This window comes from Cupriavidus sp. LA-1 (assembly GCF_055385985.1).
In genome coordinates this window covers 3229818-3255140 of sequence record NZ_AP031387.1, presented here as the reverse complement: position 1 = coordinate 3255140, position 25323 = coordinate 3229818, and the positions used below count along the sequence as shown (strand labels likewise).

The following is a 25323-nucleotide window of genomic DNA, read 5'->3' as shown; positions in this document are numbered from 1 at the left end:
CGCGGCGGCCGCTAAGTCCGCACCCCCAGCCGAGTGAGCAGGTGCGCCAGTTGCGCCTGCGTGCCGGTCCCGGTCTTGGTGAAGACCGCCTTCAACTGCGTGCGCCCGGTCTCGCGCCGGATCCCGATCAGCTCGCATGCCTCGGGCAGGCCAATGCCCGATGACAACTGCAAGGCCAGCCGGATCTCGGCCGGCGTGAGGCCGTAGAGGTCGCGCAGGACGGCCGGCAGCGTCATCGGCGCGGCGCCGGGCTCATGGATGGCCACCAGCACGCTGGGACGTTGCCAGTCCATTGCCAGGTGATGGGCAGGGGGCAGCGGCAGCAGGATCACCTGTGCCTGGCGGCCGGCGCCGTCGGCCGCGCGCAGCGCCTGCGCCGGCTGCGGATTGGCCGGGCTGTACACGGCCCGCAACGCGTCCGCGAACGGGCGCGACAATTGCCAGCTTTCTTCTTCTCCCACGGTTGCGGCGGGCGCTGCCATGGCGCTGGTTTCGATCGACACCGCCGGCAGCAGCCGGCGCACCCAGGTCTCGCCGATGCTGTTGGCCAGCAGTGGCTTGCCGTCGTCGCGGAACACGATCACGCCGAACGGCAGCCGCTCCATCAGCTGCGACGACGCATGCGCCAGTGCCGACACCTGGAGGGTGCGCTCGCGCAGCACCATGGCCTGGCGCATGTGCGGGATCGCCCAGTCGAGCGCACGCGCGTCCTCGGGCGAATAGTGGTCGTGGCCCCGCGGGCGCTGCAGCGACAGGAAGACGTCGTAGTGCGGCTGGCGCTCGATCAGGCAGGCCATCACCGAGGACTGTCCGATCTGCTGCAGGAATTCACCGTAGAAGGGCGAATGGCGCATCGCCTGCGCGCCCAGATCCCGGGAATCGATATACCAGTTGCCGACCGACATGCGCCTGGTGATCGGCAAGGCAGGGTCGATGGCTGCGTACTGTTCGCGGTAGGCGGCCACGGCCTCCGGCATGGGGTTGACCTCCTGGCTCACCAGCACGCGCTCGTGGACCGTGTCGAGCACCAGCAGATGGGCATGGGTGCTGCGGCTGGCCTGGCACAGCGCGCCCAGGCTGCGCTGCCAGGCGTCTGCGTCGAAGATCCCCTCGTACAGCGCGCGAATGGTGTCGTGCATCTGTGTGTCGCTCATGGCTTCCCTTCTTTTTATTTCTTATACTTTTAACATTTTTTTCGCATGGTGGCGGGCGTGCGCCCGGCCAGGCAGGCCACGCAGGCAGGTCATAGCGGTGGAAGAAATCGCGGTAGAACGGATGGCGGGCCATGGTGCCTTCGCCCGGTTCGCGCGCGCCGATACACCGGTCGCCCGGCTGCATGCGCGGTGCCCGCCAATTCCGTCAAGGCGCGCAGCCTGTTGTGCCAGGCTCCGGGATCGAGAATGCCCTCGTACAAGCCACGGATCGCTCCGTGCATGTCGGCTGCTTTCATCTGACTACCCCCTGCATTCGCGACAGATAATGCGCGGCGCCTGCCGTGCGTCCGCCCGCACACCGGCATGCTTTATTGTTCTGGCTGCTTGTTATTGGCCGCCTCTTGTCATGGCCGCTTCCGGGACCGGCTCTGGCGTATCTGTGTGTCTGCGTGTCTGTTGTAGCAGACGTTACATACATTACCGCACTCGGGGGACATGAGGGAAACGGGAGTCACCCCCCTTTCGTGGGGGTACGGGTTGCCGCGGCGCAAGCGCTCCGCCTGATTGTGATTCTCGGGGCGCATCACCGGTCCGCCACGGTCCGGAATCGGCAAAGCGTTGATCGTGATCAGGTAAAATGCCTGATTCCCCGAATTTGCAGCGAAATCTCGCGCCATCCACCGTCATGACCTCTGTCCTGCGTCTTTCCGATCTGATTTCCCAAGGCAAAATCTCCGGCAAGCGGGTGTTCATCCGCGCCGACCTGAACGTGCCGCAGGACGACGCCGGCAATATCACCGAAGACACCCGCATCCGCGCTTCCGTGCCCGCCATCGAGGCCTGCCTGGCCGCCGGCGCCGCGGTGATGGTCACGTCCCACCTGGGCCGCCCGACCGAGGGCGAGTTCAAGCCCGAGGACTCGCTGGCGCCGATCGCCACGCGCCTGTCGGAACTGCTGGGCAAGCCGGTCAGGCTGGTGCAGGACTGGGTCGACGGCGTCGACGTGGCGCCGGGCCAGGTGGTGCTGCTGGAAAACTGCCGCGTGAACAAGGGTGAAAAGAAGAACAGCGATGAACTGGCCCAGAAAATGGCCAGGCTGTGTGACGTCTACGTGAACGATGCCTTCGGCACTGCCCACCGCGCCGAAGCCACCACCCATGGCATCGCCAAATTCGCACCGATCGCCTGCGCCGGCCCGCTGCTGGCCGCCGAGATCGACGCGCTGGGCAAGGCGCTGGGCCAGCCCGCGCGCCCGCTGGTGGCGATCGTGGCCGGCTCCAAGGTCTCGACCAAGCTGACCATCCTGAAGTCGCTGGCCGACAAGGTCGACAACCTGATCGTCGGCGGCGGCATCGCCAATACCTTCATGCTGGCCGCCGGCCTGAAGATCGGCAAGTCGCTGGCCGAAGCCGACCTGGTCGGCGATGCCAAGGCCATCATCGACATCATGGCGGCCCGCGGCGCCTCGGTGCCGATCCCGGTCGACGTGGTGTGCGCCAAGGAATTCAGCGCCAACGCCGCGGCCACGGTCAAGGACGTCAGGGAAGTGGCCGACGACGACATGATCCTGGACATCGGGCCCAGGACCGCCGACATGCTGGCCGAGCAGCTCAAGGCCGCCGGCACCATCGTCTGGAACGGCCCGGTGGGCGTGTTCGAATTCGACCAGTTCGGCAACGGCACCAAGGTGCTGGCCCAGGCCATCGCCGACTCGAAGGCATTCTCGATCGCCGGCGGCGGCGACACGCTGGCCGCGATCGCCAAGTACGGCATTGCCGACCGCGTGGGCTATATCTCTACCGGTGGCGGCGCGTTCCTGGAATTCCTGGAAGGCAAGAAGCTGCCCGCATTCGAAGTGCTGGAGCAGCGCGCCGCAGGCTGACGCATCCGTCCCGGGCCTGGCGGCGCCCCAGCGGCCCGCCGGTCCGCGCTAGTGGGCCCCCGGGCCATTGGCCCTGAACCAGGAAATCCGCGCATGACCCGTTCCACCAAGATCGTCGCCACCATCGGCCCCGCCTCCAGCTCGCTGGAAATCCTGACGCGCATGATCGCGGCGGGGGTCGACGTGGTGCGGCTGAACTTTTCGCACGGCACCGCCCAGGATCACCTCGACCGTGCCCGGATGGTGCGCGAGGCCGCGCAGGCATGCGGGCGCGAAGTCGCCATCATGGCCGACCTGCAGGGTCCCAAGATCCGCGTGGGCAAGTTCGAGCACGGCAAGATCACGCTCAAGCCGGGCGACCCGTTCATCCTTGACTCGAACTGCCAGCTTGGCAACGAGCAGCGCGCCGGCCTGGATTACCAGGACCTGCCGCGCGACGTCGGCCCGGGCGACCTGCTGCTGCTCAACGACGGCCTGATCGTGCTGGTGGTGGAGCGCGTGCTCGGCAGCGAGATCTTCACCACCGTGCGCGTGGGCGGCGAGCTGTCCAACAACAAGGGCATCAACCGCCAGGGCGGCGGGCTGTCGGCGCCGGCGCTGACCGCCAAGGACATGGACGATATCAAGACCGCCATGGCCCTGGGCGCGGACTACGTCGCGGTCAGCTTCCCCAAGAACGCCACCGACATGGAAATGGCGCGCCAGCTGGCCGCCGTGGCCGGCCAGCCGCACGGCCACAAGGCTCGCATGATCGCCAAGATCGAACGCGCCGAGGCCATCCGCCCGGGCGTGCTGGAAGAGATCCTGCAGGCTTCCGACGGCATCATGGTGGCGCGCGGCGACCTGGCCGTCGAGGTGGGCAATGCCGCCGTGCCGGCGCTGCAGAAGCGCATGATCAAGCTGGCGCGCGAGGCCAACAAGCTGACCATCACCGCGACCCAGATGATGGAGAGCATGATCGTCAACCCGGTGCCCACGCGCGCCGAGGTCTCGGACGTGGCCAACGCCGTGCTGGACGGCACCGACGCGGTGATGCTGTCGGCCGAGACCGCCGCCGGGCGCTACCCGGTGGAGACCGTTGAGGCCATGGCCGCGGTTTGCGTCGAGGCCGAGAAGTCCGAGGTGGTGCAGCTCGATACCGATTTCCTCAACCAGACCTTCTCGCGCATCGACCAGTCGGTGGCGATGGGGGCGCTGTTCACGGCCTATCATCTGCAGGTGAAGGCGATCGCCGCGCTGACCGATTCCGGCGCCACCGCCCTGTGGATGAGCCGCCACCGCATCCACGTGCCGATCTATGCGATGACGCCCAACCTGGCCTCGCAGCGCAAGATGCAGCTCTACCGCAACGTGGTGCCGCTGCCGCTGCAGTCCAGCGCCGACCGCGATACCGCGCTGGAGCAGGCCGAGGAACTGCTGCTGGCGCAGGGCGTGGTGCAGCGCGGCGATTTCATCGTGCTGACCATCGGCGAGCCGATGGGCCAGCCGGGCGGCACCAACACCCTGAAGATCGTCAGGGTGGGCAGCTGAGGACGCCGACAAAAGAATAAGCGGAAGACACCCCATTTTTATTTAGGAGTTAGACATGCCACTCGTTTCGATGCGCCAGCTGCTGGACCACGCTGCCGAGAACAGCTACGGCCTGCCGGCCTTCAATGTCAACAACCTCGAGCAAGTGCAGGCCATCATGCAGGCTGCCGACGAGGTCAACGCCCCGGTGATCATGCAAGCCTCGGCCGGCGCGCGCAAATACGCCGGTGAGCACTTCCTGCGCCACCTGATCGAGGCCGCGGTGGAGGCTTATCCCCATATCCCGGTGGTGATGCACCAGGACCACGGCCAGTCGCCGGCGATCTGCCAGGGCGCGATCGACCTGGGCTTCTCGTCGGTGATGATGGACGGCTCGCTGCGCGAAGACGGCAAGACCCCGGCCGAATACGAGTACAACATCGACGTCACCCGCAAGGTGGTGCAACTGGCCCACGCGGTCGGCGTGACCGTGGAAGGCGAACTGGGCTGCCTGGGTTCGCTGGAAACCGGTGAAGCCGGCGAAGAAGACGGCATCGGCGCCGTTGGCGTGCTGGACCACTCCATGCTGCTGACCGATCCGGAGCAGGCCGCCGACTTCGTCAAGGCCACCCAGCTGGACGCCCTGGCCATTGCCATCGGCACCTCGCACGGCGCCTACAAGTTCACCCGCAAGCCCACCGGCGACATCCTGGCGATCAGCCGCATCAAGGAAATCCACGCCCGCATCCCCAACACCCACCTGGTGATGCACGGCTCGTCGTCGGTGCCGCAGGAACTGCTGGAAGAGATCCGCAAGTTCGGCGGCGACATGAAGGAAACCTACGGCGTGCCGGTCGAGGAAATCCAGGAAGCCATCAAGTACGGCGTGCGCAAGATCAACATCGACACCGACATCCGGCTGGCCATGACCGCCGCGATCCGCCGCTTCCTGGCCGAGAACCCGGGCAAGTTCGACCCGCGCGAATACCTGAAGCCGGCCCGCGAAGCCGCCAAGCTGGTGTGCAAGGCGCGCTACATCGCCTTCGGCTGCGAAGGCCAGGCCAGCAAGATCAAGCCGGTCGGCCTGACCGACGTCGCGCAGCAGTACAAGTCGGGCAAGCTGGCGCAGGTCGTGCAGTAATGTCCCTTGTCCGCCTTCCGCGCAAGCGGAAGGCGGGTTGCAGTTCCGGCCGCCGCGGCACGCATCCAGCGCCCGGCGGCTTCGCCGTTTTATCGGAACCATCATGTCCAACGCTCTCTACCAGTCCTCCATCAACTCGCTGCCGCTGCTGGGCCACGGCAAGGTGCGCGACAACTATGCCGTCGGCAATGACAAGCTGCTGATCGTCACCACCGACCGCCTGTCGGCGTTCGACGTCATCATGGGCGAGCCGATCCCCGACAAGGGCCGCGTGCTGAACCAGATGGCCAACTTCTGGTTCAGGAAGCTCGCGCACATCGTGCCGAACCACGAGACCGGCATCGCGCCCGAGACCGTGGTCGCAGCCGGGGAAGTGGAGCAGGTGAAGGGCCGCGCCGTGGTGGTCAAGCGCCTGAAGCCGATCCTGGTCGAAGCCGTGGTGCGCGGCTACCTCGCCGGCAGCGGCTGGAAGGACTACCAGGCCACCGGCAAGGTGTGCGGCATCGAACTGCCGCCGGGCCTGCAGAACGCGCAGAAGCTGCCCGAGCCGATCTTCACGCCGGCGGCCAAGGCCGAGATGGGCGAGCACGACGAGAACATCTCGTTCACCGAGGTCGAGGCCCGCATCGGTATCGCGCTGGCGCGCCAGATGCGCGAGATCTCGATCCGCCTGTACAAGGAAGCGGCCGAGTTCGCGGCCACGCGCGGCATCATCATCGCCGACACCAAGTTCGAGTTCGGCCTGGACGACAACGGCGTGCTGACGCTGATGGACGAGGTCCTGACCGCCGATTCGTCGCGCTTCTGGCCGGCCGATTCGTACCAGGTGGGCACCAACCCGCCGTCGTTCGACAAGCAGTTCGTGCGCGACTGGCTGGAGGCCGTGCGCATCGACGGCAAGCCCTGGCCCAAGACCGCGCCGGCGCCGCAGCTGCCCGACGAGGTCATCGAGAAGACCGCCGCCAAGTACCGTGAGGCGCTGACGCGCCTGACGGGCGAAGAACTGCAGTAAGTTGCTATCCATCGGCTTTCCAAAAGCCAATGGTGTTCCCCTCTCCCCATAAGGGGAGAGGGGAACAAACAAGCGAGGATCAAACGTGAGCAAGCAAGACAAGCCGCTGGTCGGCGTAGTGATGGGCAGCAGTTCCGACTGGGACGTGATGCAGCACGCGGTGGCCATGCTGAAGGATTTCGGCGTGCCGTTCGAGGCCCAGGTGGTGTCCGCGCACCGCATGGCGGACGACATGTTCCGCTATGCCGAGACCGCGCGCAGCCGCGGCCTGCGCGCCATCATCGCCGGTGCCGGCGGGGCCGCGCACCTGCCCGGCATGATCGCCGCCAAGACCATCGTGCCCGTGTTCGGCGTGCCGGTGCCGTCCAAGTACCTGCGCGGCGAGGATTCGCTGCTGTCGATCGTGCAGATGCCCAAGGGCGTGCCGGTGGCCACCTTCGCCATCGGCGAGGCGGGTGCCGCCAATGCCGCGCTGCACGCGATCGCCACGCTGGCCACCACCGACGAGGCGCTGGCCGGCGCGCTGGACGCGTTCCGCACGAAGCAGACCGAAGCCGCGCGCGCAATGACGTTGCCGTTGTAATGCTGCCGCTGTAATCATCCGGACCTCCCACGGAACCGAGCAATGCCTACCGATATCCATCCCTACCTCTCCGAAGCCCATACGCCGGAATCGCGCGCCGAGTTCGGCGTCGACCGCCCCGACGCGCCCATCCTGCCCGGCGCGTGGCTCGGCATGCTGGGCGGCGGCCAGCTTGGCCGCATGTTCACGCATGCGGCGCAGGCGATGGGATATCGCGTGTGCGTGCTCGACCCGGACCAGGACAGCCCGGCGGGCTCGGTGGCGGACAAGCATATCTGCGCGCATTACACCGACGAAGGCGCGCTCGCCGAGATGGGCAAGCTGTGCCAGGCGGTGAGCACCGAGTTCGAGAACGTGCCGTCGCTGTCGCTGGACCGGCTGGAGCAGCTGGGCGTCTTTGTCGCGCCGCGCGGCTACTGCGTGTCGATCGCGCAGAACCGCATCGGCGAGAAGAAGTTCTTTGCCGCGTGCGCCGAGCGCACCGGCGTGTCGCCGGCCCCGCACTGGGTGATCCAGCACGATGCCGATATCGACCAGCTGCCCGACCACGTGCTGCCCGGCATCCTCAAGACCGCGCGCATGGGCTATGACGGCAAGGGCCAGGCGCGCGTGAAGACGCGCGAAGACGTGCGCGCCGCGTGGAACGCCATGCAGCACGTGCCGTGCGTGCTGGAGCAGATGCTGCCGCTGGCCTATGAGGTATCGGTGCTGGCCGCGCGTGCCGCGGACGGCGCCACCGCCACCTGGCCGCTGGCCGAGAACGTGCATCGCGACGGCATCCTGTTTTCGACCGAGATGCCGTCGACCAGTGTCTCGCCGGACATCGCCGACCGCGCGCGCGCCGCGGCCGCGGCCATCGCTACGGAGATGGGCTATGTGGGCGTGCTGTGCATCGAGTTCTTCGTGCTGACCGACGGCTCGCTGGTCGCCAACGAGATGGCGCCGCGCCCGCACAATTCCGGCCATATCACCATGGACGCGTGCGAGACCAGCCAGTTCGAGCAGCAGGTGCGCGCCATGGCGCGCCTGCCGCTGGGCCGCACGCGCCAGCACTCGGCCGGCAAGATGCTGAACCTGCTGGGCGACGTGTGGTTCGAGTTCGGCCTGGAACGCACGCCGGCCTGGGACGAAGTGATGGCGCAGCCCGGCGCCAAGCTGCACCTGTACGGCAAGAGCGATGCGCGCCCGTCGCGCAAGATGGGGCACGTCAACTGCGTGGGCGAGCATGCCGAAGCGGCCGACGCCGCCTTTGCCGCCGCCGCGCGGGCGCTGCACATCCCGCTCTGATATCCCGCTCTGAAGCCATAGCTCCAAGGAATACGATGTCGCCGCGCATGCCCACGGCCGCTGAACTGGACGAAGCTGCCCGCCTGCTCGAGGCCGGGCAACTGGTCGCCTTTCCCACCGAGACCGTCTACGGGCTTGGCGCCGATGCCGAGAACCCCGAGGCGGTCGCTCGCATCTTCGCGCTCAAGGGCCGGCCGTCGAACCATCCGGTGATCGTACACGTGGTCGACGGCGCCGATATCGGCTACTGGACCGACGAGGTTCCCGAGGCCGCGCGGCAGCTGATCGACGCCTTCTGGCCCGGCCCGCTGACGCTGATCCTGAAGCGCGCCGCGCATATCCACCCGGCCGTCGCCGGCGGCCAGGACAGCATCGGCGTACGGTGCCCCTCGCACCCGGTGGCGCAGGCGCTGCTGGCGCGCTTCAAGCGCGGCCGCGGCGGCATCGCCGCGCCGTCGGCCAACAAGTTCGGCCAGGTCAGCCCGACCACCGCGCAGCATGTGCGCGATGAATTCGGCGACGCGGTCTATGTGCTGGAAGGCGATGGCGTGGAGGTCGGGATCGAATCGACCATCGTCGACCTGTCGCGGCTGGACCAGGGCATCGGCCCGGTGCTGTTGCGTCCGGGGGCGATCACCGCGGCGATGATGGCGCAGGTTCTGGGCGCGGCCCCGCTGCCGCCCGATGCCGCGGCCCCGCGCGCTTCAGGCACGCTCAAGGCGCACTACGCGCCGCACACGCCGCTGCTGCTGGCCGATGCGCAAGCCGCTTCGGCGCAGCTGGCTTTGCTGCCGGAGGATGCGCGCGTGGCGTGGGTGGGCCGGGCGCCGCTGGTGGACCAGCGTTGTACCTGGGTGCAGGCGCCGGCTGACGCGGCCGCCTATGCGCGGGAGTTGTACCGGCTGCTGCGCAGGCTGGACAAGCAGGGCTATACGCAGCTGATGTTCGAGGCGCTGCCGGAAGGGCAGGACTGGGCCGGGGTACGGGACCGGCTGGAACGGGCCGCGGCGGCGTTCGGGGATTAAGACGCAAGCAAAAACGGCTTCGCGCTCCATGGGAGGCGAAGCCGTTTTCTTTTAAGGTGGAAGCACTCAGCCGCCCAGCAGCCTCAGCGCCGTATAAACCGCCATCCCCACCACGATCATCCCCACCATCTTCCGGGTCAGCACGTAGAACAACGTGGCGGCAATCCCGGCCATCAGCTTGTAGTTGGTCAGTGCCACGGTGAAATGCCCCTGCCAGGTCATCAGGTCAGGCAGGATGATGGCCGCCAGCGCCGCGGCCGGCGCATAGCGCAGCGCCCGCTGGATGCGGTCAGGCACGCTCACATGTTCGCCGGCCATCAGGAACAGCGCGCGCGTGATCACGGTGACCAGCGCCATGCCGACCAGCGCGATCCAGATTTCGGTATGGCTCATGCGCGGTCTCCCGGCGGCACGTCCGCCGCATTGGTCGCGGGACCGGCCGCAGGCGCGCGCTTGCGCCGATTGATGCCGCGCAGCGTCGCGCGTGCCATCAGCTCATCGCTGGCCATGCCCGCCGCGAGCGCGCCGACCACCGCCACCACCAGCCCGAGCCGGTACGGCAGGTCGAAGCACAGCAGCGCCAGCACTGACGAGATCACCACCGCCATCAGCGTCGAGCGCGAATTGATGGTGGCGATCATCACCGGGATCAGGGCCATCGTGCCCGCCAGCCCCAGTCCCCAGCTGTCCGGGAACACGCTCGCCAGCACGATCCCCAGGATCGACGACACCTGCCACATGGCGAAGTTGGTCAGCGCCATGCCCCAGAAGTAGCCTTCCTTGCCCGGCTCATGGCCGGGCGTGCTGTACTTCTGCATGAAGTAGACGAAGTGCAGGTCGCCGTTGAAGAAGCCCAGCACCGTGCGCCGCGCCAGCGTCAGGTAGCTGAAATGCGGCTGCATGGCCGCGCTGAAGATCACGAAGCGCAGGTTCACCATGGCCGCGGTCAGCCAGATGGTCCACAGCGGCAACCCGGCCGCGAACAGCGGCAGCACCGCCAGTTGCGCCGAGCCGGCATAGGCCAGCAGCGACATGCCGATGGCCTCGGGCACGGTCAGCACGGATTTGCTCATCGCCACGCCCGTGACCAGGCCCCAGGAAAACACGGCGGGCAGGGATGGGGCAAAGCGGCGCGCGCCGTCGATAAAACCGGCGCGCTCGGCCGGTGCGAAGCGATGCCAGAGGCGCAACCACACCGGGGGTTGTCGGGAAGTCATGTCAGAGGAAGAGGGGGCAATACAGGCCCGGGGCCGAGGGCCGGCCCGGAAGGCTGCCGCCGCAGAACGCGGCCGGCACCCTGGCATTATAGGGTGGGATCGCGAGCTGGTAAGTGGCCGCTTAACAAAATGCGGCCGCGGCGTTGGCGGCAGGCCACGGCGCCGCGCCGTGGCCTGCCGCCAGGGTGCTTCAGGGGGCCTTGAGCGCCCTCAAGGTGCGCCGCGATACACCCACTGCAGCAGCGCGTCGTGGGCTTCCTGCGCCTGCGCGGCGTTGGGATGGTTGATCATGCTCACCACCACGTAGCGGCCGCCGTCGGCAGCATCCACATAGCCGGCCAGGGCGCGCACATCGGCCAGCGTGCCGGTCTTCAGGTAGCCGCTGCCGGCGGCATTGGCGCGCGTCAGGCGGTTGCGCAGCGTGCCGTCGACGCCCAGTACCGGCAGCGAATCGATCAGCGCCGGGCCCACGCTGCTGGCCGCGGCCTGCTGCAGCAGGCGTGCCATGTCGTAGGCGCTGATGCGTTCCGCGCGCGACAGGCCCGAGCCGTTATCCAGCACCAGGCCGGGCATGTCCAGCCCCTGGCGCGCCAGCCAGCGCTGCACCACGCGGGTCGAGCGTTCGGTGCTGGCCGGGCCGCCGCGGTCGATCTCGGCGCCGATGGTCAGGAACAGCTGGCGTGCCATCACGTTGTTGGAGTACTTGTTGATGTCGCGCACGATGTCCGCCAGCGGCAGGCCGTAGTGGCGCGCGAGCAGCACCGCGCCGCGCGGCACCTTGCCGCTGCGCAGCCCGGGCAAGTGGGCAAAGCTCCCGCCGGCGCGCTGCCACTCGGCGACAAAGCCGCCCCAGGTGAATTCCGCATGCGACAGCGTGGCGATATTGAGCACGTGTTCGCCGCAGTCGCTGGCATAGCCGCCGGAGAACGAGGCCAGCACGGTGCCGTCGGCTTGCGGCAGCACGGTCGGGCTGGCGCTGCTCTGCCAGTCGCCGCAGCGGCCGCTGGTCAGCGTCAGCCGGTTGTCCAGCTTGAGCTGGGCCAGTTCCGGCGTGACGCTGACCGCCACGGTCCGGGTGGCCGGGTCCGGCGTCAGCGTGAACGACAGCGTCTTGAAGGCATAGAGCAGCGCGTCCGGGCCGACGTTGTAGGCGCGCTGCACCTCGCCGTCGATGGTGCCGTTGCCGTCCAGGCCATCGGCAAAGTAGCTGCGGTCCAGCACCAGGTCGCCATTGATGGCGGTGGCGCCCGCGGTGCGCGCCTTGGCCACCAGCTTGGCCATTTCCTCGGGCACCAGCTTGGGATCGCCGTGGCCGCGCAGGTAGACGTTGCCGGTGATGGTGCCGTCGGCGGCAGGCAGCGCGTCGGCATAGAGCGAGGTCTGCCAGCGGTAGTCGGGCCCGAGCAGCTGCAATCCGGCGAAGGTGGTGACCAGCTTCATGGTCGAGGCCGGGTTCATCGGCTGCTGCGCGTTCCAGCTGGCGCGGGCAGTGCCGGCGCCCAGCCTGACCACGTAGAAGCTGGCCGCCGAGGCCGGCACGCCGGCGCGGCGCAGCGCCGCGGCCACCGGGGCCGGCACGCCGGCGCGTACCAGCGCCGGATCGGCTGCCGCCTTCGGAGCCTTTGCAGGATTGGCGGCTTTCGCTGCCTTGGTGGGCGGCCTGGCTTGCGCCGGGGTGAGCGCCGGACCGCCGGCCAGCAGCACGGTGGCAAGGATGGGCGAGAGCAATGGCGACAGGCGGCGCAGCAGGGCGCCGGGTCGCGATGCATGAGGCGATGGGTTGAGCGCGGCGATTGTTCTTGGCATGGCGGCCATGTTAACGCATGGCCACCGGCAAGCGGATGACAGGTTTGCCGGCTGCGCTCAGCCGGTGCGTGGCGGTGCCAGCCGTGCCAGCAGCGACTTCAGCGTGGCCTGCTCGGCCTCGGTCAGTGCCGAGCCAGCATGGGCGTCGTGCGCCACTACTGCCTGCGTGGCCGCTTCCAGTGTGCGGCGCCCGGCCGTGGTCAGCACCAGGCTGTAGGCGCGCCGGTCGCCCGGTGCCGGGCGGCGCGCCACCAGGTTCATCTCTTCCAGCGCATCGACCAGCAGTACCGCGCCCGAGCGCGCGATGCCGAGGATCTGTGCCAGTTCGGTCAGCTTCAGGTGCGGGTTGCGCGAGATGATCACCAGCGCCGAGAAGCGCGGCGGCGTGATCTGCCATTGCGCCAGCGAATGCACGAAGTCTTCGTAGATGCGGATCTGCGCGCGGCGGATGGCGTAGCCGATCAGGCTGTCGAGCACGCCGTAGTCGACATTCGGCACATGCGGGTCGAAGCCAGCCTCGGCACCGTAGCTTGCGGCCGGATCCGGCGCAAGCGGGTCCCGCGCCTTGCGCCGCGCAGGCGCGGCGGTGGTGCTGCCCGCGCGCGCGGGGGCGGCGGGCGGTGTGCCGGATGCGTCGGAGCTCATTTGAGCAGTTTCCAGTTGCCGTTCTCGATTGTCAGCATAACGCGCCCGCGCTGGTCGAAGCCATAGTGGTCTTGCCCACTGTAATTGAGCACGCCGTGCGAAACCACGATGTCGCGCTCGGTCTCCAGCGCCGTGCGCAGCGCCAGGCGGAACGCCGGCGTTCCCGGCCTGGCGTGCCGGAGTGCCACCGGCACGATGCGTTCCAGCACCAGCCCGGCATCGTAGGCATGGGCGCCGAACTGTGTGCGGCTGTCGGCCCCGTACTGCTGTTCATACCGCGTGACGTAGTCGAGTCCCGGCTTGCGCACCGGGTCCCCCACCGGCAGCTGCTCCGGCACGATGACCGGCCCGGCCGGCAGGATCGCGCCATTGACCAGGCGCCCGCCGATGCGGATCAGGTCCCTGGTGGCCGCGCCGTGGGTCTGGTAGATGGTGCCGCCGTAACCGCGCTCGCGCAGCGTGGTGTGCGGCAGCGCGGCGCCGGTACCGGCGCCGGCGATCAGGATGGCATCGGGTTTGGCAGCAATCAGCTTGATCGCCTGCGCGGTCACGCTGGTATCGGCGCGGCCGTAGCGCTCGGTGGCGATCAGGCGGATGCCGTTGGCCGTGGCGGCTTCGGTGAAGTCCTTCAGCCAGGTCTCGCCATAGGCGTCGGCAAAGCCGATAAAGCCGATGGTCTTGACGCCGTTGGTCTTGGCGGTGGCGGCCACGGCATTGGCCATCAGCCGCACCGGCTGCGCCAGCCGGAAGGTCCAGGCACCGCGCCCGGGTTTCAGTTCGATCGGCGAGAACGCCAGCTGCACGGTCTGGGCTTCATCGGCCACCTCGGCAATGGCGATCGACGGCGCCACCGCGGACGAGCCCAGGATGATGTCGACCTTGTCCTCGGAGACAAAGCGGCGCGCCACCCTGGCGCCCTGCGTGGGATCCGAGGCATCGTCCAGCACGATGTAGCGCACGGCCTCGCCGCCGATCTTCTGCGGCAGGTAGGCCAGCGAATTCTTCTGCGGGATGCCCAGCGACGCCGAGGGGCCGGTGGTGGACAGGCTGACGCCGACGGTGATGTCGGCGAGCGCGCTGCCGGCGCCGAGGGCGAGGGCGGCGGCCAGTGCGAGGCGGGCCAGCTTGGTGGTGGTCAGGGGCGCCATGATGTCTCCTCTCTCGATGGTCTTGTTCTGTTGTGTTCTGCCAAGCCTGCTGCGGATCTTACCGGTTGCCCTGCATCGACAGCCGGTCGAATCCCGCCAGCTGCTTGTAGCGCAGCGAAATCGCCTCCAGTTCGGCGCGCGGGATCACCTGTCCGATATCGGCAAAGCCCTGCGGGGCGCGTTCTTCGGCCAGCTGCATCACCTGCTCGGGCCCGTTCATGCGGTTGCGCAGCACGATGCCGGCGGTGCGCGGCAGGCGCTCGGCCTCGTATTCGCGCAGCGCATAGGCGGTGTCGGGCGTACCCAGCAGGCTGTCGACCAGGTAGTGCGCATCCAGGACGGCCTGCGCGCTGCCGTTCGAGCCGATCGGGTACATCGGGTGCGCGGCGTCGCCCAGCAGCGTGACGCGGTCGAAGGTCCAGCGCGGCAGCGGATCCTTGTCGACCATCGGAAATTCGTAGATCGCCTCGGCACCGTCGATCAGCGCGGGGATGTCGATCCAGTCCCATTGCCAGTCGGCAAAGGCGGCGCGAAACACGGACTTGTCGACCTGCTTGTTCCAGTCGCTGCGCGGCGGGGTGTCGGGCACGCTGTCGGGCACGCGCAGCTCGGCAATCCAGTTGACCAGCGAGCGGCCCTGGCGGCGCAGCGGCTCGGAGATGGGATAGGCCACGAACTTCTGGTCCTGGTGCCCGGCCATGAACATCGAGCGGCCGTCCAGGTAGGGCGGGGCCTCGGTGACCGCGCGCCACAGCAGGCGGCGCGAAAAGCGCGGCAGGTCGCCGCTGGGGTAGAAGTGGCGGCGCACCGCCGAGTGGATGCCGTCCGCGCCGACCAGCACATCGGCGCTGGCCTCGACCTCGGCATTGTCGCTGCGCCTGCGCAGCGCGAAGCGCGCCTGGCCGCGCGCGCCGGTGTCCAGCACGGTCTCGAAGCTGTGGCCGGTATGTACGGCGTCGGCGCCCAAACGCTCGACCACGGTGCGGTGCAGCAGCATCTGGAATTCGCCGCGATGGATCGAGAACTGCGGCCAGTCATAGCCGGCCGCGAGCCCGCGCGGTTCATGCCAGATGCGCTGGCCCAGCTTGTTGTAGTAGGAGAGCGACGAGGTCTCGATGGCGATGTCGGCCAGCGCGTCGCGCAGTCCCAGCTCCGACAGGATGCGCACCGCGTGCGGCAGCAGATTGATGCCAACGCCCAGCGGCCGCAGCGTTTCGCTGGCCTCCCAGACCTCGGCCTCGATGCCGTGGCGGTGGCACAGCAGCGCCAGCGCCAGTCCGCCGATGCCGCCACCGGCGATTGCGATCTTCATGGTGTCTCCCCGCGTGCAGGATGCGCCGGTATGCAAGCGCGGACGCGCTGCTCCGGCCGAAGTGATTTTGTTATGGAGTATAACAATTCGACCAGTTGCGGCAAGACGGGAAAGCCCCCCGGAGTGATGCCTCCGGGGCCGGGAAAAACCCGCGCTCAGCCGAGCGCGGCGCCTTCAGGCTTGGCTTGTGCCTGCAGCGAAGGCACCGGGAAGACAATGTCGTACAGCCAGTTGTACACCAGCGCGTAGAGCATGTAGAAGCCGGCCACGGCGATGTCCATGATGAGCGCCTCGACCAGGCTGATGTCCAGGTACCACGCCACCGACGGCAGGAACACGATCAGCAGGCCGAGTTCGAACAGCACGGCGTGCAGCACGCGCACCGGCACCGACTTGCGCAGCTGGCCGGTGAAACGCAGCATGCCCTTGTCGAACAGCACGTTGTACAGGTAGTTCCAGCCGGTGGCGATCAGCGAGGCAACCGCGCCGATCAGGCCCATCTGGTGCAGCTCATAGCCGAAGGCCCAGCTGGCCAGCGGCGCGAAGATCAGCAGGCCGACCACTTCGAAGCCGACAGCATGGCGGATCCGGTCCCAGGTAGTGCGCATGGTTTCTCCTTGCAGCGAAAACGCGATGGCGCCTAGTCTATCTGCTGGGCAGGGATTGCCAAGTTGGATACTATCGCTAAAACGGATAGATACATCGGCAAAGATACTTATGAGCCTCTCCATCGAGCAATTGCAGGCTTTTGTCGCCGCGGCCGACACGGGTTCGTTCTCGGCCGCCGCGCGCCGGCTGGGCAAGGCGCAGTCGGTCGTCAGCGCGGCGGTGTCCAATCTGGAGATCGACGCCGGCAACGCGCTGTTCGACCGCTCCGGCCGCTATCCTGTGCTGACCCCGGCAGGCGAGCGGCTGCTGGCCGAGGCACGCGTGATCCTGGAGCGCTGCGAGCATTTCCGCGGGGTGGCCAAGAGCCTGGGCGAGGGCGTGGAAACGCGGCTGGTGCTGGCGGTCGACGAGCTGTATCCGGAAGAAACGCTGGGCATGCTGCTGGTGGAGTTCTCCAGCCGCTTCCCGGCGGTGGAGCTTGAGCTCCTCTTCCCGCTGATGGAAGACGTCAGCCGGCTGGTGCTGGAGGGCGGTGCCGACCTCGGCATCATGTGGCGGCAGGAGGTGCTGCCGCCGGCACTGGGCTTCCATGCGCTGGGCTGGGTGCCGATGCAGATCCTGTGCGCACCCGGGCATCCGCTGGCCGGCCAGCGCGTGGACTGGGAAGAGCTCAAGCGCTACCGCCAGCTGATGGTCGCGACCCGCACCGACAGCGAAGAGAAGATGCGCCTGCGCGTGGCCGCTGACGTGTGGTGGGTGGAAAGCCAGTGGGTGATCGTTGAACTGGTCAAGCGCGGGCTGGGCTGGGCCTTCGTGCCGTGGCACGTGGTGGCCAACTCGCCGGCGGCGGCGCAGCTGGTGTCGCCGCCGCTGGCGTTCCAGCAGCAGGACTGGCCGGTGGCGATGGAACTGGTCTGGCACAAGCAGCGGCCGCTGGGCAAGGCCGCCACCTGGCTGCGCGAGCGCATCTGCCGGCAGCCGCTGCCGCGCGCGCCGGCGGCTAGCGCCGGCTGATGGGCTGGCTGGCGGGCTGACTGACCGGCGCACTGACGGGCTGCTCCGTGCCGCCCTGTGCCGATCCGGCCTGCGCGCCAGGCGCATGCCAGCCGCCGCCCAGGGCCTTGATCAGCACCACCGCCGCCGTGTACTGGCGGCCGGTGATCGTCAGCGCGGTGCGCTCGGCGGTGTAGGCGCTGGTCTGCGCCGTCAGCACGTCGAGCAGGCCGGCGGTGCCGGCGCGGTAGCGGTTGTACACCAGCGCCAGCGCCTCGCGCGCCGAACGCAGCGCGTCGTTCTGCACCACCGCTTCCTGTTCCAGCAGCCGCTGCGCGGCGAGGTTGTCCTCGACTTCCTGGAACGCGCCCAGCACGGTCTGGCGGTAGTTGGCCACGGTCTGGTCGTAGGCGGCCACCGCCTGCGCCTTGACCGCGCTGCGCAGGCCGCCGTCGAACAGCGTGCCGGCCAGCCCGCCGCCGATCGACCAGATCCGGTCCGGCAGCGACAGCCAGCGCGCCAGCGTGCTGGCGGTCAGGCCGCCGCTGGCCGACAGCGACAGGGTCGGGTAGTAGGCCGCCTGCGCCACGCCGATCTGCGCATTGGCCGACGCCATGCGGCGCTCGGCCGCGCCGATGTCGGGGCGGCGCTCCAGCAACTGCGACGGCACCGCGGCGGGCACGCGCGGCGGCGCGGCGCCGAAGTCGCCGGCCGCCAGCGTCAGCGCCGCGGGCGGCTTGCCGACCAGGACAGCAATGGCGTGCTCCAGCTGCGCGCGCGTGACCTGGATGTCGATCTGCTGCGCCTGCGCGCTCTTGAGCTGCGTTTCGGACTGCAGCACGTCCGAGCGCTGCGCGGTGCCGGCGGCGTACTGGTTCTGCACCAGCTGCAATGACCTCTGGTAATCGGCCACGGTGCGGTCCAGCAGCGCCTTCTGCGCATCGGCCACGCGCAGCAGGAAGTAGCTCTGCGCCAGCGTCGCCTGCGTCGACAGGAGCGTCGAGGCCAGGTCGGCCTGGCTGGCCTGTGCGCTGGCCTCGCTGCCTTCCACCTGGCGCCGCACGCGGCCCCAGACGTCGATTTCCCAGGTTGCGCCCAGGCTCACGTTCTGCGCGTTGATCGTATTGCCGCTGGCGCCGCGCGCGCGCGAGGCGCCGGCCTGAGCGTTGACGGTCGGGAAGAAGCCTGCACGCGCGGCCTGCAGCGACGCCACCGCCTGCCGGTACTGTGCTTCGGCGGCCTTGATGTTCTGGTTCGAGACCTGTACCTGCGACATCAGTGCATCGAGCTGCGTATCGCCGAACACGGTCCACCAGTCGGCGCGCGCCAGTGCATCCTGCGGCTCGGCGGGTTTCCAGTCGCCGGTCCAGGCGGGGGTGCCGGCATCGGCCTCCTTGAACGATTCGGAGACCGGCGCGTCGGGGCGCTTGTAGTCGGGGCCGACGGCGCAGCCGGCCAGCAGCAGCGCGCAGGCCAGCGGCACCGGGAGGGCGTGGGTCAGGAAGCGGGAGAGAGCTGTCATGGCGAGTTTCGAAAATCTAGACGGCGGCCGGCTGGTCGGGCGTGCCCGCATTGCCGCGGCGGCGCTGGCGCCAGGCCTTCACCTTCAGGCGCCAGCGGTCCAGCGTCAGGTAGACCACCGGCGTGGTGTACAGCGTCAGCAGCTGGCTCACCACCAGCCCGCCGACAATGGAGATGCCCAGCGGCGCGCGCAGCTCGGCGCCGTCGCCGCGGCCGATCGCCAGCGGCACCGCGCCCAGCAGCGCGGCCATGGTGGTCATCAGGATCGGGCGGAAGCGCAGCAGGCAGGCGCGGTAGATGGCGTCGCGCGGCGACAGCCCCTCGCGCCGCTCGGCTTCGATGGCAAAGTCGATCATCATGATCGCGTTCTTCTTGACGATGCCGATCAGCAGGATCACGCCGATCAGCGCAATGATGCTGAACTCGGTCTTCGAAGCCAGCAATGCCAGCAGCGCGCCGACCCCGGCCGAGGGCAGCGTCGACAGGATCGTCAGGGGGTGCACGTAGCTTTCATACAGCACCCCCAGCACGATATAGATCGTGATCAGCGCGGCCAGGATCAGGATCGGCTGGCTCTTGAGCGAATCCTGGAACGCCTTGGCGCCGCCCTGGAAGTTGGCCTGCAGTGTCTCGGGCACGCCGATGCGGGCCATCTCGGCCTTGACCGCATCGGTGGCCTGCGACAGCGAGTAGCCTTCGGCCAGGTTGAACGAGATGGTCGACGCCGCGAACTGGCCCTGGTGGTTGACGCCCAGCGGCGTGCTGGTCGGCTCCACCTTCGCGAAGGCCGACAGCGGCACGCGGCGCCCGTTGCCGGTGACCACGTAGATGTCCTGCAGCGCGTGCGGCCCCTGCAGGTATTCCGGGCTCAGCTCCATCACCACGCGATACTGGTTGAGCGGATGGTAGATGGTCGACACCAGCCGCTGGCCGAAGGCGTCGTTGAGCACCGCGTCGATCTGCTGCGCGGTCACGCCAAGCTTGGATGCCGTATCGCGATCGATGACGACCGAGGTCTGCAGCCCCTTGTCGTTGGTGTCGGTATCGACGTCCTCCAGCCCCTTCAGGTTCGAGATGGCCGCCCGCACCTTGGGCTCCCAGTCGCGCAACACATTCAGGTCGTCGGACTGCAGCGTGAACTGGTACTGCGAGCTGCTTTGCCGGCCGCCGATGCGGATGTCCTGCACCGATTGCAGGAACAGGCTTGCGCCGGGTTCCTTGGCCAGCTTCACGCGCAGCCGCGCGATCACGGCATCGGCGGTTTCCGTGCGCTCCGTGAGCGGCTTGAGCGTGACGAACATCTGCCCGGTATTGCGTTGCGAGCCGCCGGTGAAGCCGGTCACGTTGACCACGGCCGGATCGGACTGGACGATCTTGATAAAGCTGTCGAGCTTGCCGCGCATGGCCTGGAACGAGGTGGCCTGGTCGGCACGGATAAAGCCGATCAGCCGCCCGGTGTCCTGCTGCGGGAAGAAGCCCTTGGGCACGATCACGTACAGCCAGACATTGAGCGCGATCGTGGCCAGCAGCACCAGCCACACGATGGTGCTGTGGCGCAGCGCCACGCCCAGCGTGCGCGCGTAGCCGTCGTGCATCCACTTGAAGGCGCGTTCGCTGGCGCGGAAGAAGCGGCCTTCTTTCTCGGGCTCGATGGGGCGCAGCAGGCGCGCGCACATCATCGGCGTGGTGGTCAGCGACACCACCAGCGATACCAGGATGGCCACCGACAGCGTGATGGCAAATTCCTGGAACAGCCGCCCGACGATGCCCCCCATCATCAGCAGCGGGATAAACACCGCGATCAGCGACAGGCTCATCGACAGCACCGTGAAGCCCACTTCGCGCGCGCCGCGCAGCGCGGCGGCGAGCGGCTTCATGCCTTCCTCGATATGGCGCGAGATGTTCTCCAGCACCACGATGGCATCATCGACCACGAAGCCGGTGGCGATGGTCAGCGCCATCAGCGACAGGTTGTTCAGCGAGAACCCCGCCAGGTACATCACCGAGAACGTGCCGATCAGCGACACCGGCACCGCCACGCTGGGAATGAAGGTGGCGCGGACGTTGCGCAGGAACAGGAACACCACCATGATCACCAGCGCCACCGAGATCATCAGCGTGTGCTCGACTTCGCGCAGCGAGGCCCGGATGGTGGGGGTGCGGTCCATCATCACATCCATCGAGATGGTGGCCGGAATCATCTTCTGCAGCTGCGGCAGCATCTCGGTGACGCGGTCGACCGTCTCGATGATGTTGGCGCCCGGCGAGCGGTTGAGCACCAGCAGCACCGACGGCTTGCCGTTGGCGGAGCCGGCGTTGCGGATGTCCTGCACCGAGTCGACCACATTGGCCACGTCCGACAGGCGCACCGGCACGGCAAAGGCGTTGGGGCCGCTGGTGGCGCGCTTGCCGCCGGTCGCGCCGCTGGTGATGGTGGTGGTGCCGCTGCTGGTGGTGAGCGTGGTCACCGTCACGCCGTTGACCACCTTGGTGCTGACGCCGCCGCTGGCCGTTGCGCTGGCCGTGCTCGCGATCAGCGCGCCGGCCGAGGCCGACGAGAAGGTGCCCGGCGTGGCGTAGCGGATGATCAGCGGCATGTAGTCGTCCGCCTTCATCGCCTGGTCGTTGGCGTAGACCTGCCAGTTATTGGTGTTGTTCTCCAGCGTGCCCAGCGGCCGGTTGGCATTGGTTGCGCTGATGGTGTTGCGCACGTCCTCCAGCGAGACGCCGTACTTGTTGAGCGCGGTGGGGTTCAGTTCCACCCGCACCGCCGGCAGCGATGCGCCGCCGATGGTGACCTGGCCCACGCCTTCCACCTGCGACAGCTTCTGCGCGAGGATGGTGGAGGCCGCGTCATAGAGCTGGCCGCGTGTCATGGTCGGCGAGGTCAGCCCGATGATCATGATCGGCGCGTCGGCCGGATTGACCTTGCGGTAGGTCGGGTTGCTGGGCAGGCTGGTGGGCAGCGTGGCGCGCGAGGCGTTGATGGCCGCCTGCACATCGCGCGCCGCGCCGTCGATATTGCGCGACAGGTCGAACTGCAGCGTGACGCGCGTCGAACCCAGCGAGCTGCTGGAGGTGATTTCCGTCACGCCGGCGATCGTGCCCAGCGCCCGTTCCAGGGGCGTGGCCACGGTGGCGGCCATGGTCTCCGGACTGGCGCCGGGCAGCGAGGCCGACACCGAGATGGTCGGGAAGTCCACCTGCGGCAGCGGCGACACCGGCAGCAGGCGCAGCGCGGCCAGGCCCGCCAGCAGGATGCCGATGGTCAGCAGCGCGGTCGCGACCGGCCGGTGGATGAAGGCGGCGGACAGGTTCATCGCGCCCCCGGCCCCTGCGGCAGCGTGGGTGGCGCCGACGGGGGCTCGTCGCCCGTGCCGCCTTCTTCGGGATCGCCGAAGCGGCGCTTGCGCCAGTCCTTCATGCGGTAGGCGATACGGTCGAAAGCCAGGTAGATGACCGGCGTGGTGAACAGCGTCAGCACCTGGCTGACCAGCAGGCCGCCCACCATCGTCACGCCCAGCGGGTGGCGCAGCTCGGAACCGATGCCGGTGCCCAGCATCAGCGGCAGCGCCGCCAGCAGGGCCGCCATGGTGGTCATCAGGATCGGGCGGAAGCGCAGCAGGCAGGCCTGGAAGATCGCATCGCGCGGCGCCATGCCGCCTTCGCGCTCGGCCTCGAGCGCGAAGTCGATCATCATGATGGCGTTCTTCTTGACGATACCGATCAGCAGGATGATGCCGATGATCGCAATGATGCCCAGGTCCTGGCGCGCCACCAGCAGCGCCAGCAGCGCGCCGACGCCGGCCGACGGCAGCGTGGACAGGATGGTCACCGGGTGGATGGTGCTCTCATACAGCACGCCCAGCACGATATACATGGTCACCACGGCCGCCAGGATCAGCCACAGCGTGTTGGACAGCGAGGCGCGGAACGCCAGTGCCGCGCCCTGGAACTCGGTCTGCATCGAGATCGGCAGCCCAAGCTCCTGTTCCACCTTGGTGATCTTGTCTACCGCCGCGCCAAGCGACTCGCCGGGCGCCAGGTTGAACGAGATTGTCGCGGCCGGGAACTGGCCCTGGTGGTTGATCACCAGCGGGCCGGTGCGCTCGGTGATGCGCGCAAACGCGCCCAGCGGCACCTGTCCGCCCGACGACGACGGCAAGCGCAGCTCCGACAGCGACTGCGGGCCGGTGCGGAAGCCGGGCATGGTTTCCAGCACCACGCGGTACTGGCTGGACTGCGTGAAGATGGTGGACACCAGGCGCTGGCCAAAGGCGCTGTAGAGCGCGCTGTCGATCACGGCGGTGGTGATGCCGAAGCGAGCGGCGGCGTCGCGGTCGATCTCGACGTAGGCGCGCAGGCCGTTGTTCTGCTGGTCGCTGGCCACGTCGCGCAGTTCGGGCTCCTGCTTCAGGCGCTCAACCAGCCGCGGCACCCAGGTCGCCAGCGTGGCGGGATCCGGGTCCTCGACGGTGAACTGGTATTGCGTGCGCGAGACGCGGTCTTCGATGGTCAGGTCCTGCACCGGCTGCATGTACAGCGACACGCCGCCGAGCTTTTCCACCGCCTGTTGCAGCCGCTGCGTGACCACGCTGATCGGGTCGCGCTCGCCCTTGGGCTTGAGGTTGATCAGCATGCGCCCGGTGTTGAGCGTGGTGTTGGTGCCGTCCACGCCGATGAAGGACGAGAGGCTCTCCACCGCCGGGTCTTCCAGCACCACCTTGGCCACGGCTTCCTGCTTGCGGCCCATGGCCGCGAACGAGGTGGTCTGCGACGCCTCGGTGATGCCCTGGATCACGCCGGTGTCCTGCACCGGGAAGAAACCCTTGGGCACCAGCAGGTAGAGCAGCACGGTCAGCACGAGCGTGGCAACCGCCACGATCAGCGTCGACTTCTGGCGGTCCAGCACCCATTCGAGCGCAACGCCGTAGCGGTGGATCACGTTGTCGAAGAAGCGGCCGGTGGCGCGGTGGAAGCGCGACTGCTCGGCTTCGGGCACATGCTTGAGCAGGCGCGCGCACATCATCGGCGTCAGCGTCAGCGAGACCACCGCCGAGATCAGGATCGACACCGCCAGCGTGATGGCGAACTCGCGGAACAGGCGCCCGACCACATCGCCCATGAACAGCAGCGGGATCAGCACGGCCACCAGCGAAAACGTCAGCGAGATGATGGTGAAGCCGATCTGCTTCGAACCCTTGAGCGCGGCTTCCATCGGCGGGTCGCCATCCTCGATGTAGCGCATGATGTTCTCGATCATGACGATGGCGTCGTCGACCACGAAGCCGGTGGCGATGGTCAGCGCCATCAGCGTCAGGTTGTTGATCGAGAATCCCGCCAGGTACATCACGCCGAAGGTGCCGACCAGCGACAGCGGCACCGCCACGCCCGGGATGATGGTGGCGGACACATTGCGCAGGAAGACGAAGATCACCATCACCACCAGCGCGATCGCCAGCAGCAGTTCGAACTCCACGTCATGCACCGACGCGCGGATGGTGGTGGTGCGGTCGGTCAGCATCTGCACGTGCACCGACGCCGGCAGCGCATTCTGCAGCTGGGGCAGCATTGCCTTGATGCGGTCCACCACCTCGATCACGTTGGCGCCGGGCTGGCGCTGGATGTTCAGCACGATCGCCGGGTTGGTGTTGGCCCATGCCGCAAGGCGGCTGTTCTCGGGGCCGTCGACGATATCGGCCACGTCGGTGATGCGGATCGGCGCGCCGTTCTGGTAGGCGATGATGATCTGCCGGTACTCGTCGGCCGACTTGAGCTGGTCGTTGGCGTCAATGGTGGAAGCACGCGCCGGCCCGTCGAAGCTGCCCTTGGCGCCGTTGACGTTGGCCGCGCCGATGGCGGTACGCAGGTCGTCGATCGACAGGCCCAGCGACGCCAGCGCGGTCGGGTTGGCCTGAATGCGCACGGCCGGCCGCTGGCCGCCGCTGATGGTCACCAGGCCCACGCCCTGGATCTGCGAGATCTTCTGCGCCACGCGCGTATCGACCATGTCCTGCAGCTTGGGCAGCGGCATGGTGTCCGAGGTCATGGCAATGGTCATGATCGGCGCGTCGGCCGGATTGACCTTGCTGTAGACCGGCGGCATCGGCAGGTCGGCCGGCAGCAGGTTGCCGCCGGCATTGATGGCGGCCTGCACCTCCTGCTCGGCCACGTCGAGCGAGAGCGACAGCTCGAACTGCAGCGTGATCACCGATGCGCCGCCCGACGAGGACGACGACATCTGCTTGAGCCCCGGCATCTGGCCGAACTGCCGCTCCAGCGGCGCCGTGATCGACGAGGTCATCACATCGGGGCTCGCGCCCGGGTAGAGCGTGGTGACCTGGATAGTCGGGTAGTCCACCTCGGGCAGCGCGGACAGCGGCAGCAGGCGGTAGGCCACCAGCCCGGAAAGCAGGATGGCCAGCATCAGCAGCGCCGTGGCGACCGGGCGCTCGATGAAGAGGCGTGACGGGTTCATG

General features: G+C 68.1%; 19 protein-coding genes. 8 read left to right on the top strand and 11 right to left on the bottom strand.

The features are described from left to right. Nucleotides 1-11 precede the first annotated feature (11 nt). Entirely contained in the window at nucleotides 12-1154 is a 1143-nt protein-coding gene (locus ACZ5MJ_RS15200; RefSeq protein WP_464220436.1) for a helix-turn-helix transcriptional regulator, read from the bottom strand. Nucleotides 1155-1839: 685 nt separating this feature from the next. On the opposite strand from ACZ5MJ_RS15200, the gene ACZ5MJ_RS15195 reads away from it, so the two are divergent. The 7 genes from ACZ5MJ_RS15195 to ACZ5MJ_RS15165 all read left to right on the top strand — a co-directional run bounded on the left by ACZ5MJ_RS15195 (nucleotide 1840) and on the right by ACZ5MJ_RS15165 (nucleotide 9593). Next, nucleotides 1840-3036: a phosphoglycerate kinase gene (locus ACZ5MJ_RS15195; RefSeq protein WP_464220434.1), complete on the top strand. Its 1197-nt coding sequence runs from the start codon at nucleotides 1840-1842 to the stop codon at nucleotides 3034-3036. A gap of 93 nt (nucleotides 3037-3129) precedes the next feature. Continuing rightward, entirely contained in the window at nucleotides 3130-4566 is a 1437-nt protein-coding gene (pyk, locus tag ACZ5MJ_RS15190; RefSeq protein ID WP_464220433.1) for a pyruvate kinase, read from the top strand. A 55-nt stretch (nucleotides 4567-4621) separates the two neighbouring features. Beyond that, complete coding sequence (fba, locus tag ACZ5MJ_RS15185; protein ID WP_464220431.1) at nucleotides 4622-5686, top strand: class II fructose-bisphosphate aldolase; 1065 nt, start codon at nucleotides 4622-4624, stop codon at nucleotides 5684-5686. A gap of 103 nt (nucleotides 5687-5789) precedes the next feature. Then, a complete protein-coding gene (locus ACZ5MJ_RS15180; protein ID WP_464220430.1) occupies nucleotides 5790-6698 on the top strand; it encodes a phosphoribosylaminoimidazolesuccinocarboxamide synthase in 909 nt (302 codons plus the stop codon). 85 nt (nucleotides 6699-6783) lie between these two features. Further along, nucleotides 6784-7281 (top strand): 5-(carboxyamino)imidazole ribonucleotide mutase, encoded by a 498-nt coding sequence (gene purE / locus ACZ5MJ_RS15175; protein WP_464220429.1) that lies wholly within the window; start codon nucleotides 6784-6786, stop codon nucleotides 7279-7281. 42 nt (nucleotides 7282-7323) lie between these two features. Further along, on the top strand, nucleotides 7324-8568 hold the full coding sequence (locus tag ACZ5MJ_RS15170; protein ID WP_464220427.1) for a 5-(carboxyamino)imidazole ribonucleotide synthase: 1245 nt from the start codon (nucleotides 7324-7326) through the stop codon (nucleotides 8566-8568). Between the two features lie 35 nt (nucleotides 8569-8603). Beyond that, on the top strand, nucleotides 8604-9593 hold the full coding sequence (locus tag ACZ5MJ_RS15165) for an L-threonylcarbamoyladenylate synthase (RefSeq protein WP_464220425.1): 990 nt from the start codon (nucleotides 8604-8606) through the stop codon (nucleotides 9591-9593). A gap of 66 nt (nucleotides 9594-9659) precedes the next feature. Here the strand turns inward: ACZ5MJ_RS15165 and ACZ5MJ_RS15160 are convergent, their stop codons facing one another. The 7 genes from ACZ5MJ_RS15160 to ACZ5MJ_RS15130 all read right to left on the bottom strand — a co-directional run bounded on the left by ACZ5MJ_RS15160 (nucleotide 9660) and on the right by ACZ5MJ_RS15130 (nucleotide 16329). After that, complete coding sequence (locus ACZ5MJ_RS15160; RefSeq protein ID WP_464220423.1) at nucleotides 9660-9986, bottom strand: AzlD domain-containing protein; 327 nt, start codon at nucleotides 9984-9986, stop codon at nucleotides 9660-9662. Beyond that, a complete protein-coding gene (locus ACZ5MJ_RS15155) occupies nucleotides 9983-10810 on the bottom strand; it encodes an AzlC family ABC transporter permease (protein ID WP_464220421.1) in 828 nt (275 codons plus the stop codon). The genes ACZ5MJ_RS15160 and ACZ5MJ_RS15155 overlap by 4 nt, the downstream gene beginning before the upstream one ends. A gap of 210 nt (nucleotides 10811-11020) precedes the next feature. Then, nucleotides 11021-12625 carry a D-alanyl-D-alanine carboxypeptidase/D-alanyl-D-alanine endopeptidase gene (gene dacB, locus ACZ5MJ_RS15150; protein ID WP_464220419.1) on the bottom strand — a complete coding sequence of 535 codons (1605 nt, stop codon included), beginning with the start codon at nucleotides 12623-12625 and terminating at the stop codon, nucleotides 11021-11023. A 48-nt stretch (nucleotides 12626-12673) separates the two neighbouring features. Continuing rightward, complete coding sequence (locus ACZ5MJ_RS15145; RefSeq protein ID WP_464220418.1) at nucleotides 12674-13261, bottom strand: MarR family winged helix-turn-helix transcriptional regulator; 588 nt, start codon at nucleotides 13259-13261, stop codon at nucleotides 12674-12676. Next, nucleotides 13258-14409, bottom strand: coding sequence for an ABC transporter substrate-binding protein (locus tag ACZ5MJ_RS15140; protein WP_464220417.1), 1152 nt, complete (start codon nucleotides 14407-14409; stop codon nucleotides 13258-13260). The genes ACZ5MJ_RS15145 and ACZ5MJ_RS15140 overlap by 4 nt, the downstream gene beginning before the upstream one ends. 58 nt (nucleotides 14410-14467) lie before the next feature. Further along, entirely contained in the window at nucleotides 14468-15721 is a 1254-nt protein-coding gene (locus tag ACZ5MJ_RS15135) for a flavin-dependent oxidoreductase (RefSeq protein WP_464220416.1), read from the bottom strand. A gap of 155 nt (nucleotides 15722-15876) precedes the next feature. Then, the gene (locus tag ACZ5MJ_RS15130) at nucleotides 15877-16329 is read right to left on the bottom strand and encodes a PACE efflux transporter (protein ID WP_464220415.1); all 453 of its coding nucleotides are present in this window, start codon (nucleotides 16327-16329) and stop codon (nucleotides 15877-15879) included. A 109-nt stretch (nucleotides 16330-16438) separates the two neighbouring features. Between ACZ5MJ_RS15130 and ACZ5MJ_RS15125 the strand changes: the two genes are divergently transcribed. Then, nucleotides 16439-17344, top strand: a complete 906-nt coding sequence (locus ACZ5MJ_RS15125; RefSeq protein WP_432259316.1) for a LysR family transcriptional regulator — start codon at nucleotides 16439-16441, stop codon at nucleotides 17342-17344. Here the strand turns inward: ACZ5MJ_RS15125 and ACZ5MJ_RS15120 are convergent. From ACZ5MJ_RS15120 to ACZ5MJ_RS15110, 3 genes are read right to left on the bottom strand one after another with little or no spacing between them, the layout of a single operon-like run. Continuing rightward, nucleotides 17331-18845: an efflux transporter outer membrane subunit gene (locus ACZ5MJ_RS15120; protein ID WP_464220413.1), complete on the bottom strand. Its 1515-nt coding sequence runs from the start codon at nucleotides 18843-18845 to the stop codon at nucleotides 17331-17333. The genes ACZ5MJ_RS15125 and ACZ5MJ_RS15120 overlap by 14 nt on opposite strands. Before the next feature lie 16 nt (nucleotides 18846-18861). Next, on the bottom strand, nucleotides 18862-22164 hold the full coding sequence (locus tag ACZ5MJ_RS15115) for an efflux RND transporter permease subunit (RefSeq protein WP_464220412.1): 3303 nt from the start codon (nucleotides 22162-22164) through the stop codon (nucleotides 18862-18864). Beyond that, on the bottom strand, nucleotides 22161-25322 hold the full coding sequence (locus ACZ5MJ_RS15110) for an MdtB/MuxB family multidrug efflux RND transporter permease subunit (RefSeq protein ID WP_464220411.1): 3162 nt from the start codon (nucleotides 25320-25322) through the stop codon (nucleotides 22161-22163). The genes ACZ5MJ_RS15115 and ACZ5MJ_RS15110 overlap by 4 nt, the downstream gene beginning before the upstream one ends. Nucleotide 25323 lies beyond the last annotated feature (1 nt).

Coding starts and splice junctions, on each gene's coding strand:
- ACZ5MJ_RS15200 (WP_464220436.1), bottom strand. CDS start 1,154: ATGAGCGACACACAGATGCACGACACCATTCGCGCGCTGTACGAGGGG.
- ACZ5MJ_RS15195 (WP_464220434.1), top strand. CDS start 1,840: ATGACCTCTGTCCTGCGTCTTTCCGATCTGATTTCCCAAGGCAAAATC.
- pyk (WP_464220433.1), top strand. CDS start 3,130: ATGACCCGTTCCACCAAGATCGTCGCCACCATCGGCCCCGCCTCCAGC.
- fba (WP_464220431.1), top strand. CDS start 4,622: ATGCCACTCGTTTCGATGCGCCAGCTGCTGGACCACGCTGCCGAGAAC.
- ACZ5MJ_RS15180 (WP_464220430.1), top strand. CDS start 5,790: ATGTCCAACGCTCTCTACCAGTCCTCCATCAACTCGCTGCCGCTGCTG.
- ACZ5MJ_RS15170 (WP_464220427.1), top strand. CDS start 7,324: ATGCCTACCGATATCCATCCCTACCTCTCCGAAGCCCATACGCCGGAA.
- ACZ5MJ_RS15165 (WP_464220425.1), top strand. CDS start 8,604: ATGTCGCCGCGCATGCCCACGGCCGCTGAACTGGACGAAGCTGCCCGC.
- ACZ5MJ_RS15160 (WP_464220423.1), bottom strand. CDS start 9,986: ATGAGCCATACCGAAATCTGGATCGCGCTGGTCGGCATGGCGCTGGTC.
- ACZ5MJ_RS15155 (WP_464220421.1), bottom strand. CDS start 10,810: ATGACTTCCCGACAACCCCCGGTGTGGTTGCGCCTCTGGCATCGCTTC.
- dacB (WP_464220419.1), bottom strand. CDS start 12,625: ATGGCCGCCATGCCAAGAACAATCGCCGCGCTCAACCCATCGCCTCAT.
- ACZ5MJ_RS15145 (WP_464220418.1), bottom strand. CDS start 13,261: ATGAGCTCCGACGCATCCGGCACACCGCCCGCCGCCCCCGCGCGCGCG.
- ACZ5MJ_RS15140 (WP_464220417.1), bottom strand. CDS start 14,409: ATGGCGCCCCTGACCACCACCAAGCTGGCCCGCCTCGCACTGGCCGCC.
- ACZ5MJ_RS15135 (WP_464220416.1), bottom strand. CDS start 15,721: ATGAAGATCGCAATCGCCGGTGGCGGCATCGGCGGACTGGCGCTGGCG.
- ACZ5MJ_RS15130 (WP_464220415.1), bottom strand. CDS start 16,329: ATGCGCACTACCTGGGACCGGATCCGCCATGCTGTCGGCTTCGAAGTG.
- ACZ5MJ_RS15125 (WP_432259316.1), top strand. CDS start 16,439: ATGAGCCTCTCCATCGAGCAATTGCAGGCTTTTGTCGCCGCGGCCGAC.
- ACZ5MJ_RS15120 (WP_464220413.1), bottom strand. CDS start 18,845: ATGACAGCTCTCTCCCGCTTCCTGACCCACGCCCTCCCGGTGCCGCTG.
- ACZ5MJ_RS15115 (WP_464220412.1), bottom strand. CDS start 22,164: ATGAACCTGTCCGCCGCCTTCATCCACCGGCCGGTCGCGACCGCGCTG.
- ACZ5MJ_RS15110 (WP_464220411.1), bottom strand. CDS start 25,322: ATGAACCCGTCACGCCTCTTCATCGAGCGCCCGGTCGCCACGGCGCTG.